Consider the following 14,779-nt stretch of genomic DNA (forward strand, 5'->3'; position numbering starts at 1 on the left):
CATGGCACTGATCGTGCTTTTCGGCACTTTCGTCTTCCTGCTGGTTATCGGCACGCCGATCGCGTTCTGCCTCGGCGTCGCCAGCTTCGCGACGATCCTCACGATCGGCCTGCCACCCGTCGTGGTGTTCCAGCGGCTCAATTCCGGCGTCAGCGTCTTTTCGCTGATGGCCATCCCTTTCTTCATCTTCGCCGGCGACCTTATGGTTCGCGGCGGCATCGCCGCCCGCCTGGTGGCATTGGCCGGGTCCCTGGTCGGCCATCTGCGCGGCGGTCTGGGCCAAGTCAACATCGCCGCATCGACCATGTTCGGCGGAATTTCCGGTTCGGCGGTGGCCGATGCCTCAGCGGTCGGCGGGCTGATGATCCCGCAGATGAAGGCGCGCGGCTACGGCATCGACTATGCCGTCAACATCACCTCCGTCGGCGCCATCATCGCGCTGCTGATCCCGCCGTCGCACAACATGATCATCTATTCGATCTCGGCCGGCGGCCGCATCTCGATCGCGGATCTGTTCACCGCCGGCGTTCTGCCGGGGCTGCTGCTGGCCCTGTCGCTGATGGTCACCGCCTATCTGGTGGCAAGCCGGCGCGGCTATCCGACGGAACCTTTTGCCGGTTTCGGCCGGGCCTTGCAGCTGCTTGTCGCTGCCATTCCCGGGCTGATCCTGATCGGCATCATCTTTGGCGGCGTCCGCTCGGGCATCTTCACCGCCACCGAAAGCTCCTGCATTGCCATCGTCTATGCTTTCCTGGTGACGTTGATCATCTACCGGTCGATGAGCTGGAACGATTTCGTCACCGCGACGACAGCGGCGGTGCGCACGACAGCGATGGTGCTGATGATCATCGGCTGCGCCGCGGCCTTCGGCTGGCTGCTGGCCTATCTTCGGGTTCCGGCAGCGCTTGTCGCGTTTTTGCAGTCCGTGTCCGACAACAAGCTGGTCATACTGCTTCTGATCAATGTCGTCCTGCTCATCCTCGGCACATTCATGGATATGTCGCCGCTCATCATCATCACCACGCCGATCTTCCTGCCGGTGGTCATGGCCTATGGCGTCGATCCCGTGCATTTCGGCGTCATCCTGATCCTCAATCTCGGCATCGGCCTTTGCACACCGCCGGTCGGCGCGGTGCTGTTCGTCAGTTGCGCCATCGGCCGCATTCCCATCTGGACGGCAATGCGCTCGATCTGGCCGTTCTATGGAGCGGCCTTCGTGGTGCTGATGCTTGTCACCTACATACCGGAAATCTCATTGTGGCTGCCGAGCCTGTTTCACTAGGAGGGCACCACGTGTCCCAAACAGTTGCCGACCTCAGGGTCGAACGCAAACCGAAACTGTCGGAGACCGTGGTCGCGGCGATCCGCAAGCAGCTCTTGGCAGGCGAGGTTCCGCCCGGACAGAAGCTGCCAACCGAAGGTCAGCTGACGGAGACTTTCGGCGTCAGCCGCACGGTCATCCGCGAGGCGCTGGCCAAGCTTGCCGCCGACGGCCTGGTCGAAGCGCGGCAAGGCGCCGGCGTCTTCGTCAGCGAGCACATCTCGACCACCTTCGGCGTTTTGGCCGCCGACATGGGAGCCAAGGATTCGGTCGCGCTCAACGTGCTCGAGGTCCGCCTCGCGATCGAGATCGAATCGGCGGGCCTGGCCGCCATCCGCCGCAACGCCGCCCAGGAGGCCGCGATCCAGGAGGCCTTCTTCGAGTTCGAGCGGCTGCTGCTCGCCAGCCAGCCGACCGGCCCGGCCGACCTCGCCTTCCACCGCGCGATCGCCAGCGCCACCAACAACCCGTTCTATGTCGAGATGCTCGATGTGCTGGGACGCCGCGCCATTCCTTGCGACGTGACGTCGCCCTGGTCGACAGAGCTCGTCCAGTCGGACGAGTACCAGCGCGGCCTGCAGCGCGAGCATCTCGTCATTCTCAACGCGATCTCGGCAGGCGATGCCGAGGCCGCGCGCGAGGCGATGCGCACGCATCTGACCCGCAGCCAGCAGCGCTACCGCGAGCGGCTGCAGGCCAGACAGGCCTATTATGCCAATTCGCTGAAAGCCGCATCGACCGAGTGACCATCAGACAAGGCCTAGAAATGGACCATACACACACCGAATTTTCCTCGCGCTTCGCCATCGATCCCATCACCGCCGCGGCCATGGGAACAGACGAGTTGCGCCACCATTTCCACGTCGAGGGGCTTTTCCAGCCGGGCCTCGTAAGCCTGACCTACACGCATTACGACCGCATGATCGTCGGCGGCGCCATGCCTATCGACAAGACCCTGCCGCTCGAGGCGATCAAACCGACCGGAACCAAGGCTTTCCTCGACCGCCGCGAACTGATCGCCGTCAACATCGGCAGTGCCGGCACCGTCACGGCCGACGGCGTGGCTTACGAATTGGCGGCGCGCGACATGGTCTATCTCGGCATGGGCGCCGAGCAGGTGTCGTTCGCCTCGGCGGAGCCCGACAGGCCGGCAAAATTCTACCTGCTTAGCGCACCGGCGCATCGGACCTATCCCAGCCAGTTGATCCGCATCGGCGACGCCAGGCGGCTCGACCTCGGCAGCCAGGCGACCAGCAACGAACGCTCGATCTTCCAGTTCATCCACGCCGACGGCGTCAAGACCTGCCAGCTCGTCGTCGGCATCACGCAGCTCGCGCCAGGCTCGGTGTGGAACACCATGCCTTGCCATGTGCATGACCGGCGCATGGAAGCGTATCTCTACTTCGATCTTCCGGAAGGGCAGCGCGTCTTCCACTTCATGGGCGAACCGGACGAGACGCGCCACATCGTCATGCGCAGCGAGGAGGCGGTGTTGTCGCCGGGCTGGTCGATCCATTCGGGCGCCGGCACATCCAACTACGCCTTCATCTGGGCGATGGCCGGAGACAATGTCGACTATACCGACGTCGATCAGGTGGCGATGGATCAATTGCGGTGAGCGATCTTTCCGCCTTCAGCCTCACGGGCAAGCGCATCCTGGTCACCGGCGCCAACACCGGCATCGGGCAAGGCATCGCCGTATCGATTGCGCGCGCCGGCGGCCTAGTGGTCGGCGTCGGTCGATCGGCGATGGATGACACCGCCGCGAAAGTTACGGCCGCGGGCGGCAGCTTCGAAGCGGTGAAGGCCGATCTCGGCGACCCGGCCGAGGCGGCCGCGATGTTAGACCGGGTCTGGGACGAGAGCGGCCGGCTCGACGGCCTCGTCAACAATGCCGGCATCATCCGGCGCGCCGATGCGGTCGAGCTGAGCGAAGCCGACTGGAACGAGGTGATGGACGTCAATTTGAAGACGGTTTTCCGGCTCTGCCAGAGCTTTGCCAGGCGCGTGCTGGCGGAGCCCGGACGGCGCGGCAAGGTCGTCAACATCGCGTCGGTGCTGAGTTTCCAGGGCGGCATTCGCGTCGCTTCCTATACGGCCTCGAAGCACGGCGTGCTCGGCCTCACAAGGCTGCTCGCCTGCGAATGGGCGGCGAAAGGCATCAACGTCAACGGCATCGCGCCGGGCTATGTCGAGACCAACAACACGGAAGCTTTACGCGCCGACCCGGACCGCAGCGCGGCCATCCTCGGGCGCATCCCCGCGGCGCGCTGGGGACGGCCCGACGATATCGGCGACGCAGCCGTGTTCCTGCTGGCGCGGGCGTCGGACTATATGCATGGCGCGGTGGTGCCGGTCGATGGCGGCTGGTTGGCGCGGTGACCGTCTCCCGCCGGAAAACCGCGCCGGACCTTGCCTGGATTTGCTTTACAAGCCGAACGGAAGCTGAGCGATGACCGATATCTTTTCGCATGCGGGCGAAAAAGCCTGGGAGCCGACGCCGGACGGCAACAGGCGGCGCGTGCTGGTGCATACCGATGAATTGATGATGGTCGAGTTCGCCTTCGACAAGGGTGGCGTCGGCGCGCTGCATTCGCATCCGCACGTCCAGGCCAGCTATGTCGCCGAGGGTCGCTTCGAGGTCACTGTCGACGACCGATCGGAGATCCTCGAAACAGGCAGCAGCTTCATCGTGCCGTCCAATCTCGTGCATGGCGTCAAGGCGCTGGAGGCCGGGCGGCTGGTCGACAGCTTTGCGCCTTGCCGGGCCGATTTCCTCGGCTAGGACAGGTCGGCGGTTCTACCGAGCGCCGAACTGCACCGGAGCGGTTTCACACCTTTCCGGAACCGCTGCGACCGCCATGTGATCGCGGCGGCCTGCCGCGAGCAGGCGATGCGCGGCTTCGAGTATGGCCTCGACCGGCGCGTCGGCGACATAGGCCGAACGACCTCGCCTTGGCGCCGTGACGACTTCGACCGCGTTTGAAAGGGGGCGCCAGCGCTCCATATTGGCGCCGTTGTTGACGATCACCGCCGGCGTCATGACGGCGGCCATCAGATGCGCCAGTCCGCCCTCCATGCCGATATAGGCGACCGCCGTCTCGCCCAGCGCAAGCAGGAGATCGTCGAAGCTTGCAATGTCCGGCGCCAGTTCCGGACCGGCCACCTGGAGGCGGCCTTCCCTTGCGAGGAGCGCCGGTGGCGCCGGTCCGCTGCCGGGGGTCGCCAGATACAGCACCCGGTAGCCGGCATCGATGAGATTGCGGGCAACGGCCACCACCTGATCTTCACTCATGCACTTCCTGCCATGGGCATTGCCGCCAAGCAGGACAAGCGGACGGCCGCAACCGCCGCGCAGCTGGCGCGCCAGAGCCCGCGCGGCGTCCGGCACATCGAGCCTGTGGTCGAAAGGCAGGTGCCGCCCCGCCAGGCGCTCGACCAGCCGATGGTAGCGCCAGGCATTGTGTTCGGGCCGCAGCGTCAACTGCGTGCCCCAGCGCAGCGACAGAAGATGGCCGGCAAAGTTCGCTTCGTAGCGGATGCCCCGGCCTGCATGTCGAAGAGCCGTGAGGATGAGGCCCGGCACGCCGGTGCGCAGATCGACGACGATGGCTTTGCGGCCGCGCGGCGCGAATTCGGCGAGGATGGCTGAAAGCGGCGTCTTCGTCCTGAAATCGTCGACGAGATGCGCGACATGCTTGTGCAACGCATGCGAGAGCGATGAGCCGCGCATGGCGCCGTAGACGACACGGCTTTGCGGGAAGGCCGTCCTCGCCGCCCGCAGGGCCGGAATCCGCAGCAGGCCGTCGCCAAGCGCGTCGTTGCGGGCATAGAAGATCAGCACGGGCGCGGACGAATCCATGGCGGAGACGGATTCCATTGCTGTGGTGTCGGAGAAGCAGGACTGCGGAAGAATAATATCAGCAAGCCCCCGGCTGAGTTCTGCAAGAATATGCTTGGTTTCTTTTATAAAGAAAGCGCGATCTCGTCACCCCGCCGACGCCGGCCATGCGGGCCTTCTGTCGCGAATTCGGCTATGACATGACTGCCTGAACCGGCGCCGCCGGGTGAAGCGTTTCAGCGCTGCTGCAGCGCCAGGCGTATGCCGAGCCCGCAATATATGCCGCCGACCACCTTGCCCTGCCATTTCAACACCGCCGGATTGCGGCGCAGCAAGGAACCCAGGCCGCCCGCACTGACGGCGAAGATGACCGTGCTGAAGAGCCCGAGCAAGACAAAGATGATGCCAAGCTGCATCAGCTGCAGCACCACGAAACCACCTTGCGGGTGCACGAATTGCGGCAGGAAGGCCAGGAAGAACAGCGCGGTCTTCGGATTGAGCACTTCGGTCAGGATCGCCTGCCGGAAGGCCCGGCCCGCGGAAATGGGGAGCGTCGTGGCCGCCAGGTCTGCCGGCGCCTTTTCGAAAGTGGCGCGGATGCCGAGATAAACGAGATAGGCCGCGCCGATATATTTGACGATGCTGAACAGCATCGCCGAAGCGGCGATGACGGCCGAGATGCCGACGATGGCCATGATGGTGTGGATCACGTCGCCAGCCGCGACACCAGCGCCGGTGGCGATGCCGACCTTCGTGCCCGAGCTTGTCGCCCGCGCGACCGTGAGCAGCGTCGCCGGCCCCGGGATGAAGACGAAGCCGCACACGACCGCGATGTAGGTGACGAGCGTCGCGGGATCGACCATGCCAGGGCTCCTTTTGCGTCGAGCGCCGCTCTTCATTCGGAGCGGCTCGGCGTTATAGCACCGCAGAACGGGCCGGGGGAACTCTCGGGCGGCGAAGTCGGCGATCGCCGCGATTCGAGCGGAATGTCGTGACGGCCCTCCAGGCTTCGGTGATTTCGTCGCAAGCGCACGCTGTCCCCACAGCCCTGTCGTTCGAAGCCGCCGGGAATGGACCGCGGCATTGCTTTGACCTTTCGTTTCAATGCACGTCGTTGTATCGAGACGACAAGGCCGAACGATGCCGGATCGGCAATCGAGCCAATGCGCCTGCCCCAGGCGGCGGCAAGATCAAGGGGGCTGGCTTGGAAGAGCAAGCGACATGTGAGACCCGGCGAAGCCGGGCTGGAACGTGCAGGCTCCACGACAGGCGCGCTTGTCGCCAGGATGGGATCGGCGACCGGAAGCAGCCTGCCGCATGATCGCGCCACCCATTCTCACCGCGAGCCGGCTTGGGCTTATCGTGACGCCGGACATGTTGCCCGGCGGCGATGGGATCAACATCAACGGGCCGTCGCTGATCGGCATGCCGGACTGGGCGCCGGGGCGGCTGGGCGCCTACTATCTCTATTTCGCCGACCACGGGGGTCCCTATATCCGCCTCGCCTACGCCGATTCGATCGAAGGCCCGTGGCGCATCCATCCCGGCGGGGTACTATCCCTCGCTCAATGTCCGTTCATCAAAGGCCACATCGCGTCTCCCGACGTTCATGTCGATCAGCGGAATCGCCGCTTCGTTATGTATTTTCACGGACCGGCAAAAGGCGGAGAAGGCCAGACGACCTTTGCCGCGACATCTGGTGACGGCCTTCATTTCAATCCGCTTTCCGAGCCGCTCGGGCCTTCCTATGCCCGGTTCTTCCGCCACGATCAGTGGTGGTACGGTCTTCTCGGGACAGGAGCCATCACCGTCTTCCGCTCCAGGACCGGCATCTCCGATTTCGAACGGGGTGCGGTCGTTCTGTCCGGCATGAAGCATCTTCCCACCCCGCGGCATCTTGCACTGCAGAAATCCGGTCGCTGGCTGCGGGTCTTTTACACGCGCAGGGGCGACGCGCCGGAACGGATACTTCACGGCACGATCGATCTCGCCGAGGACTGGAGAGGCTGGACGGTCAAAGGCGAGACCGAACTGCTGCGGCCGCAGACGGACTTCGAAGGCGCGGGCCTGCCGGTTTGCCCCAGCCGGGACGGGCCGGCCGAAGGCGCGGAGAACGCGTTGCGCGATCCTGCGATTTTCGAGGAGAGAGGCCGCACCTGGCTGCTCTACGCCGTTGCCGGAGAGAGCGGCATCGCCTTGGCCGAGATCACGTCGAGGGACGTTCCTGGCAAAGCAGCCCGGATGCCGGCGACCACTCTACGCCGTGGCGCAAGACGACTGTTCTGGCGATTGCGCAAGGCTGCGCCCCGGCTGCCCTCGGCAATGACGTTTCGCAAAAGAATCTTCATTGCCGGCTGTGCTCGCAGCGGAACCACGCTAAGCCGTCGTTTGATGGCGTGTTTCGACGATATCTATGTTCATAGGGACGAAGCGCCGTATCAGGCGCTGCTCGAACTGGATCGCCCCGAAGTCAATCTGGTCGTCAAACGCACCTATGAGAGCCATAAGGACATCGAGCATCTGCCTGGCTCGGTCGGATTGATCTATTGCGTGCGGCATCCTTTCGACGTGCTCACAAGCTCCCATCCAGAGACGGTGAACGAACGGCGTTTTCACGTAACGACCGAGCGCTGGGAGGCGGAGTATGACGGGTTGACGCGCCTTAGAAAGGCTCAACCCGAAAGAGCCGTTTTCTATCTGCGCTATGAGGAATTGATCGCCGAACCCGATATCGTCCAGGGCAGGATCGCCCGGTCGTTCGGTCTGTCACCGGTCACGCTTTACAGCCGCGATGCGGACAATCCGATACGGCCGACGTCGCTGAGAAAATGGGAGCGCAATGAAGAATTCCAGACCTACCTGCATGGCCTGCCAGCGGCGTTCCTCGCCCGCGTGGAGAGCTTCTGCCACGAATTCGGCTACGAAATGCCGGCCTACACCTTGAACGCGGGAACGGCGCGGTGATGACGGCGCAGGCAGTGAGCATCCGGGCCGAGGATCACAAGCGGCGCGTCCTGAAGGATGTGTTCGGCTTCGACGATTTTCGCCCCGGGCAAGCGACCGTGATCGAGGCGTTGCTGTCCGGGCGGCATGTGCTGGCGGTGATGCCGACAGGCGCCGGCAAATCGCTCTGTTATCAGGTTCCGGCGCTGGTCAAAGGCGGGCTTACCATCGTGGTGTCGCCGCTGGTGGCGCTGATGCAGGACCAGGTCGCCGCCTTGCGCCTTGCCGGCGTGGCCGCCGACACCATCAATTCCTCGCTCGACCGCGACGCCAATGTCGCTGCCTGGCGCCGCGTGGCGTCCGGGCAGACGCGGCTGCTCTATATGGCGCCGGAGCGGCTGATGACGGAGCGGATGCTCGAAGCCCTGTCCCGGCTCGATGTCGGCCTGATCGCCATCGACGAGGCGCATTGCATCTCGCAATGGGGACCAGCCTTCCGGCGCGAATATGAAGACCTGTCGCAATTGCGCGGCGTGTTTCCGCAGGTGCCCATCATCGCGCTGACGGCGACGGCGGACGAGGCCACGCGCGCCGACATCGAAGCGCGGCTGTTTGCCGGGCGCGCCGAAACCCTGGTGCTGGGCTTCGACCGGCCCAATATCAAGCTGGCGATAGAGCCCAAGCAGGACAGCAAGCGCCAGCTGCTGCGCTTCATCGAGCGTCACCAGGGCAAGAGCGGCATCATCTATTGCCTGTCGCGCCGCAAGACGGAAGAAATGGCGGCTTTCCTGGAGAAGAACGGCGTGCGCGCGCTCGCCTACCACGCCGGCATGAGCAAGGACGCGCGAGAGGCGAACCAGAACACCTTCATGAGCCTGTCGGGCGTCGTCATGGTGGCGACCATCGCCTTCGGCATGGGCATCGACAAGCCCGACGTCGCCTATGTCTTCCACACCGACCTGCCCGGCAGCCTCGAGGCGTATTACCAGGAGATCGGCCGCGCCGGCCGCGACGGCCGAGCGGCGGAAGCGCACATGCTCTACGGCGCCGGCGACATCCGCACGCGCCGGATGTTCATCGACGACGAGGATACCTCGCCCGAGCACAAAAGGCGGGCGCATCGCCGGCTCGACACGCTGATCGGCTATTGCGAGACGGCGCAGTGCCGGCGCCAGGTGCTGCTCGGCTATTTCGGCGAGGAGGCGCAAGCCTGCGGCAATTGCGACAACTGTCTCGACCAGGCGCCGCGCGCCGACGGCGGGACGGAGGCGCGGATCATCCTCGCGGCAGTCGCGCAGAGCGGCGAGCGCTTCGGCGCCGCCCATGTCATCGACATCCTGCTCGGCCATGAGACCGAAAAGGTGCTGGCCAGAGGCCATCAGCAGCTCGCCAGCTTCAGGACCGGCATCATGCATCGGAAGCCGGTCTGGCTGTCGCTCATCCGGCAACTTGTCGCCGGCGGCTTTCTGGTGCCGGATCCCGACGGCCATGGCGGCCTCGCCATCTCGGAAAGCGGCCGCGCGCTCGGCCGCGGCGAGGTTGCGTTCGAGTATCGTGTCGAAGGCCGGGACCGTCTGGCGCGCGGCAGGAAGCGTGCCGCGCAAGGCTCTGCCACGGGCGAGGGCGTGGACACTTCCTTGCTGGCCGCGCTCAAGACGCTGCGGCTGCGGCTCGCCAAGGAACGGCAGGTGCCGGCCTATGTGGTGTTCTCCGACCGCACGCTGATCGACATGGCCGAGCGCCGTCCGCGCGACCTCGACGACTTCGCCGAGGTGAACGGCGTGGGTGCAGCAAAGCTCAAGGAGTTCGGCGAGGCGTTCTTGAGTGCGATCGCGGCGCACCCGTCAGAAAGCTGACAAGCCGTATATCTCAGCCTCAACCCACGCCTTGGACGGCCTGAACCATGGCGTTTACGGCTTCAACGGGCTGCAGGCCAGCTTCGCGCACCAGCGTGCGCCAGGTGAAGAAGCTCAGCGCCACCCGTAGCAACGCTCGCTGGCTGCCGCCAAGGCCTTCGCCGAGCACCCCCTGGCAGGTCGCGAAATACGGGCCGATGCTCGTCTCGACAGCCTCCCGGGTTGGCGGGTGATGTTCGGCGTCTCGCAACACGCTGGCCACCACGCTTTCATTGCGCCCGTACCACTCGTAGAGCGCCAGCAGCGCGATCCGCATCCGTTCGCCTGGGTCGGCCACAACTCGCCACGGCTCAGGGCTCGGCAGCGGATGCGTCTCGATGTGCGTGCTCGAGCAGGCCTGCAGCAGGCTGCGCTCGTCGGGGAAGTGGGCGTAGAGCGTGTGTCGCTGAACGCCGGCACGCTCGGCGACCAAGCTGAAGGTCGTTGCTGCGGGACCAACGCTACCGTGCAGGTCGATCGCAGCTTCGACGATGCGCCGCCGGGTTTCCGCCTGCTGCTCGGCACGGCGTTTAAGGGTGTATTTGCGGGTCATGTATTTAAATGCACACGCATGTGCACCCATTGTTGACAGGGTTCTAATATTTCGCTACACACATATGTACTTCGATTTTGGTCGAAGTCCAGCCCTGGGTAACCGGGAGAGGGAACGCAACCATTGTTTTGGAGGAGATTCCATGGAAACGAAAATCGATGAAATCGCCGAGGGCATCTACCGCCTATCGACCTATGTACCGGATATTGCTCCGCCCGTCGGCTTCACCTTCAACCAGTTCCTGGTCATGGGCGATGAGCCGCTCATGTTCCACACCGGTCTGCGGAAGATGTTCGCGCTCAACCGCGACGCGCTTGCCCGCATCATCCCGCCGGAGCGTCTTCGCTGGATTGGATTTGGCCATTTCGAATCCGACGAATGCGGCGCCATGAACGAATGGCTCACCGTTGCGCCGCAAGCAACGGCCGCGCACGGACAGACAGGCGTCTACGTGTCGCTCAACGATTTCGCGGATCGTGCGCCGCGGGTGCTGAAGGATGGCGAGGTGATCGACATCGGCGGCGGCAAGCGCGTGCGCTTCATCGATACACCGCACACGCCGCATGGTTGGGACGCCGGCGTCATGTACGAGGAATCGACCGGCACCCTGCTCTGCGGCGATCTGTTCACCCAACTCGGCAACGACCGCGCGCTGACCGACGGCGATGTTGTCGGCCCGGCGATCGCCGCCGAGGATCTGTTCAAATATTCGGCACTCAATCCCGGCATGGGCACGACCATCCGCGAGCTTGCCAAGCTCGCGCCACGCACTCTGGCGCTCATGCACGGCCCGTCATTTTCCGGCGACGGGGCTGCGGCCCTGCGGGCGCTTGCCGAGGACTACGACCGCCGTGTCTCGGCTCAGATGGCCGAAGCCATGCAGAGGCTGGCAGCATGAGCGCGCCCGTAGAGGGCACAAAGACGGACTGCCGGATCACCGGCGTTTGCGGCCGTCAGGGGCGCACCTGCCCGAACGCCGGCTTCCTATGCCGCATCCTGCTTCGGGCTCAGGATGTCAGTCCTGCGAAGGGCGCCGCGCGAATGCGTAACCTGAAATGAATGAGCGGCCTCCTTCGCCAAGGCTTCGGAGGCCATCTTCGCGAAGGATCGCCCCGGTCCTACCAAACTCGAAGAGCGAAGCGGGATGGAGCCGCCCGATGGATCAGGCGGCGACCACCTTGAGCTCGACCCTGCAATCGCCTTGAGCCGGCTAACGCCAAAGGCAAACCTTGACGTCCTTCCCGACATAGCAGGCGCCTTCGCGGCGAAGCTCTCCCCAATCTCCTGCCTCGCCGTGCGTGTCGCGAATGTCCGCGTTGCCGTAGCCTGCCCAAAGATCGCCGTCCTTGTAGACAACGGCCCAGTAATCTTTCGACATTTCACCGGCCCCGCTATGCGTGTCGGGATAGTCGATGCCTGCGAAAACCTGACGAGGGCCTTGGATATTGAAATCGCCGCCCTTCTCGATTTGGTAGGAGCATCTTCCGGAGATGCGGGTCTCACCATGAACGACCAGCAGGCAGCGGCCCCATTTGTAGCCGCTCGGCAAACGATGCCGTGGTTGCGCATGCGACGGTGAAAGGGAAAACGCAATTGCAAGGGCAACCGCAATTGTTCGCGCGATCATCTTGTCCCCCGTTGTGAAGCCGCGACCGGGCATTGTTAGATTTCGCCCCCGAGCACATGTGGTCCTCTACGCAACAACCCGTGAGATCATATTGTTATCGATCACGGTCGGATTTTTGTCACCCGAGGGCCACGGGATTTCATCCGCAGGCCGATGGGCCAGGTGAGGGGGATGTAGGGAAAGCTCCGAGCCGCCCTCCTTCGCTAAAGCTTCGGAGGGCATCCTGCTTCGCGCGGAAGACTGCGCTGGTCCTGCCAAGCTCGGAGAGCGAAGCAGGATGGCGGAGAGGGAGGGATTCGAACCCCCGATACCCTTGCGAGTATGCCGCATTTCGAGTGCGGTGCATTCGACCACTCTGCCACCTCTCCGCGAGGTCATGGTCGGCCGTTGCCGGCGCGGCGCACTAGATAACGGCTGACTGCTCCGGTTACAAGGCCCTATTCGCCCGATTTCCAGCTTCCGCAAAAAGCGATTGCGACGGGACGGAACGATATTTGCCGGCAACGTCGCTCGCGGCCTCTCCAAGGACAAGCCGCTTGCCTTGACTCCGGCGCAACCTTCGGTTAGGGACAGCCCGCATTCGGCGTGGAGGCTTTTCCGCGCCGCTTGTTTTTTGAACCCGCAGACTGACAAAAAGACGGCCGAACCGCCCGAGGCGGTTCATCGAGGCCGACCGAACAGCGAAAGGCAAAAAATGTTCGCAGTCATCAAAACGGGCGGCAAGCAGTATCGCGTCGCCGCCAACGATCTCCTGAAGATCGAGAAACTCGAAGCCAAGGTCGGCGACATCGTCGAGATCGGCAATGTGCTCGCGCATGGCGAGGGCGAGAATGTCACCTTCGGCGCGCCGTTCGTCGATGGCGCTCTGGTCACGGCGGAAGTCGTCGAGCAGGGTAAGAACCGCACCGTCATCGCTTTCAAGAAGCGCCGCCGCCAGAATTCGCGCCGCAAGATCGGCCACCGCCAGCTTTTGACCACCGTCAGGATCGCCGAGATCCTGCTGGGCGGCGCCAAGCCGTCGAAGAAGGCCGCCGCCAAGGCAGAGGCCAAGGCCCCCGAAGCCAAGGCGGAAGTCGCCGCCGAGGCAAAGGCCGAAGCCGCTCCGAAGGAGGCCAAGGCCAAGAAGGAGCCCAAGTCTGAGGCCGCTTCCGGCGAAGAGGCAAAGGCCGCGCCGCTGTTCAAGGCGCCGAAGGGCGAGCCGGATGACCTGACCGTGATCAAGGGCATCGGCCCGGTCGCGGCGAAGGACCTCGCCGAACAGGGCATCGTCACCTTCGCGCAGCTCGCCAAGCTCACCGACAAGGATGTCGCCAAGATCGACGAGCACATGCCGTTCAGCACCGACCAGATCAAGGACTGGCGCGAGCAGGCCAAGGAACTGGCGAAGAAGTAAGGCAGGTTGAAATAAGATGGCCCGGCGACAATCGTCGCCGGTGCGCACTTGAAACGGAACGCGAACGCGTTCATAAGACCATTCAAGCGCCTCAGGGCGCATCGGAGTTAGTCAAATGGCACACAAGAAAGCTGGCGGTTCGTCGCGCAACGGTCGCGATTCGCACTCCAAGCGTCTCGGCGTGAAGAAGTTCGGCGGCGAAGCCGTCATCGCCGGCAACATCATTATTCGTCAGCGCGGCACGCAATGGCATCCGGGCACCAATGTTGGCATGGGCACGGACCACACCCTTTTTGCGCTCGAAGCCGGCGCAGTCACCTTCAACAAGAAAGCCAACGGCCGAACCTACGTATCGGTGAACCCGATTACCAAAGCAGCGGAGTAGCCGGTTCCGCACCATAACACCGGCGCCCATCTCGGGAACCGGTGTCTGGCCAGGCCAGGAAAAGGATCAGGAGAGATGGGTTTGCCCTCTCTCCTTTTTCATTTTTTCTTGCCCTGGAGGACTAAAATGGTTGCCGAAGCGGAAGACTCCGAAGACGAAAGTTACGCGATCGATTGCCCGGAGCTGACCACCGAGCGACTGGGCATGCGCGCCCCGCGCGAGAGCGATCTCGAGCAACTCGTCACGCTGGCCGACAACCGGCATGTCGCCGAAATGCTGGCCCGCATGCCGCATCCCTATGGCGAAGCCGAGGGCCGCACCTTCCTCGCCATGGCGGCGTCGCGCCGCGCCGGCATCGTCTATGCCCTGACGCTCAAGGATACCGGCACCTTCGTCGGCTGCGCCGGGCTCAACACCACCGATCGCGGCTTGGAACTGGGCTACTGGATCGGCGAGCCTTACTGGAAGCGCGGCTATGCCACCGAGGCCGCGCACGCCCTGGTCGACCTCGCCTTCCAGCGGACCTCGATCCAGGTGCTGCATGCCTCGACAAGGGTGATCAATCCGGCCTCACGCCGGGTCATCCACAAATGCGGCTTCCAGTATGCCGGCCAGGGCATGCTGAACTCGATCGTCGCGGGCCAGGTGCCGGTCGAGCGCTACAGGCTCGACAGGAAGACCTGGACGAGCCTGAGGAATTGGATTCATTTTTGACGATTGCTTCACAGGGCTGGGCAAGCGCCCCCTCACCCGGATTGCCAGCCGAATTGCAAAGGGCAATTCGGAGCAATCCGACCTCTCCCCAAGGGGAGAGGAGCTGG

Annotated in this window: 15 protein-coding genes and 1 tRNA gene; 11 read left to right on the forward strand and 5 right to left on the reverse strand. The window is 64.0% G+C overall.

What is annotated here, in order from left to right; all coding sequences use genetic code 11:
- Position 1 precedes the first annotated feature (1 nt).
- From LB552_RS17400 to LB552_RS17420, 5 genes are all read left to right on the forward strand, one after another.
- Positions 2 to 1,282, forward strand: coding sequence for a TRAP transporter large permease (locus LB552_RS17400; RefSeq protein ID WP_224608672.1), 1,281 nt, complete (start codon positions 2 to 4; stop codon positions 1,280 to 1,282).
- Positions 1,283 to 1,293: 11 nt separating this feature from the next.
- Positions 1,294 to 2,067 (forward strand): FadR/GntR family transcriptional regulator, encoded by a 774-nt coding sequence (locus LB552_RS17405; RefSeq protein ID WP_095769722.1) that lies wholly within the window; start codon positions 1,294 to 1,296, stop codon positions 2,065 to 2,067.
- A gap of 20 nt (positions 2,068 to 2,087) precedes the next feature.
- On the forward strand, positions 2,088 to 2,939 hold the full coding sequence (kduI, locus tag LB552_RS17410) for a 5-dehydro-4-deoxy-D-glucuronate isomerase (RefSeq protein WP_224608675.1): 852 nt from the start codon (positions 2,088 to 2,090) through the stop codon (positions 2,937 to 2,939).
- The gene (gene kduD / locus LB552_RS17415) at positions 2,936 to 3,703 is read left to right on the forward strand and encodes a 2-dehydro-3-deoxy-D-gluconate 5-dehydrogenase KduD (protein ID WP_224608678.1); all 768 of its coding nucleotides are present in this window, start codon (positions 2,936 to 2,938) and stop codon (positions 3,701 to 3,703) included. The genes kduI and kduD overlap by 4 nt, the downstream gene beginning before the upstream one ends.
- 70 nt (positions 3,704 to 3,773) lie before the next feature.
- Entirely contained in the window at positions 3,774 to 4,106 is a 333-nt protein-coding gene (locus tag LB552_RS17420) for a cupin domain-containing protein (RefSeq protein WP_224608681.1), read from the forward strand.
- A gap of 15 nt (positions 4,107 to 4,121) precedes the next feature.
- Here LB552_RS17420 and LB552_RS17425 read toward each other — a convergent pair whose 3' ends face one another.
- Positions 4,122 to 5,201 (reverse strand): glycosyltransferase family 9 protein, encoded by a 1,080-nt coding sequence (locus LB552_RS17425; protein WP_224608684.1) that lies wholly within the window; start codon positions 5,199 to 5,201, stop codon positions 4,122 to 4,124.
- 197 nt (positions 5,202 to 5,398) lie between these two features.
- Positions 5,399 to 6,025, reverse strand: coding sequence for a LysE family translocator (locus LB552_RS17430; protein ID WP_224608687.1), 627 nt, complete (start codon positions 6,023 to 6,025; stop codon positions 5,399 to 5,401).
- A gap of 562 nt (positions 6,026 to 6,587) precedes the next feature.
- Here LB552_RS17430 and LB552_RS17435 point away from each other — a divergent pair.
- Both LB552_RS17435 and recQ read left to right on the forward strand, forming a co-directional pair.
- Positions 6,588 to 8,126, forward strand: coding sequence for a hypothetical protein (locus LB552_RS17435; protein ID WP_224608690.1), 1,539 nt, complete (start codon positions 6,588 to 6,590; stop codon positions 8,124 to 8,126).
- Positions 8,126 to 9,961 (forward strand): DNA helicase RecQ, encoded by a 1,836-nt coding sequence (gene recQ / locus LB552_RS17440; RefSeq protein ID WP_224608693.1) that lies wholly within the window; start codon positions 8,126 to 8,128, stop codon positions 9,959 to 9,961. The genes LB552_RS17435 and recQ overlap by 1 nt, the downstream gene beginning before the upstream one ends.
- 19 nt (positions 9,962 to 9,980) lie before the next feature.
- Here recQ and LB552_RS17445 read toward each other — a convergent pair whose 3' ends face one another.
- A complete protein-coding gene (locus tag LB552_RS17445; protein ID WP_224608696.1) occupies positions 9,981 to 10,553 on the reverse strand; it encodes a TetR/AcrR family transcriptional regulator in 573 nt (190 codons plus the stop codon).
- 142 nt (positions 10,554 to 10,695) lie between these two features.
- On the opposite strand from LB552_RS17445, the gene LB552_RS17450 reads away from it, so the two are divergent.
- Entirely contained in the window at positions 10,696 to 11,451 is a 756-nt protein-coding gene (locus LB552_RS17450; RefSeq protein WP_095769713.1) for an MBL fold metallo-hydrolase, read from the forward strand.
- A gap of 312 nt (positions 11,452 to 11,763) precedes the next feature.
- Here the strand turns inward: LB552_RS17450 and LB552_RS17455 are convergent, their stop codons facing one another.
- The gene (locus LB552_RS17455) at positions 11,764 to 12,180 is read right to left on the reverse strand and encodes a hypothetical protein (protein ID WP_224608699.1); all 417 of its coding nucleotides are present in this window, start codon (positions 12,178 to 12,180) and stop codon (positions 11,764 to 11,766) included.
- Positions 12,181 to 12,458: 278 nt separating this feature from the next.
- A tRNA-Ser gene (locus tag LB552_RS17460) sits at positions 12,459 to 12,548 on the reverse strand.
- Positions 12,549 to 12,874: 326 nt separating this feature from the next.
- Between LB552_RS17460 and LB552_RS17465 the strand changes: the two genes are divergently transcribed.
- The 3 genes from LB552_RS17465 to LB552_RS17475 all read left to right on the forward strand — a co-directional run bounded on the left by LB552_RS17465 (position 12,875) and on the right by LB552_RS17475 (position 14,672).
- The gene (locus LB552_RS17465) at positions 12,875 to 13,573 is read left to right on the forward strand and encodes a 50S ribosomal protein L21 (RefSeq protein ID WP_224549419.1); all 699 of its coding nucleotides are present in this window, start codon (positions 12,875 to 12,877) and stop codon (positions 13,571 to 13,573) included.
- A gap of 115 nt (positions 13,574 to 13,688) precedes the next feature.
- Positions 13,689 to 13,958 (forward strand): 50S ribosomal protein L27, encoded by a 270-nt coding sequence (gene rpmA, locus LB552_RS17470; protein WP_095767205.1) that lies wholly within the window; start codon positions 13,689 to 13,691, stop codon positions 13,956 to 13,958.
- 126 nt (positions 13,959 to 14,084) lie between these two features.
- Positions 14,085 to 14,672: a GNAT family N-acetyltransferase gene (locus LB552_RS17475; protein WP_224608702.1), complete on the forward strand. Its 588-nt coding sequence runs from the start codon at positions 14,085 to 14,087 to the stop codon at positions 14,670 to 14,672.
- Positions 14,673 to 14,779 lie beyond the last annotated feature (107 nt).

The organism is Mesorhizobium sp. CA7 (assembly GCF_020165015.1).
In the GTDB taxonomy this organism is placed as follows: domain Bacteria; phylum Pseudomonadota; class Alphaproteobacteria; order Rhizobiales; family Rhizobiaceae; genus Mesorhizobium.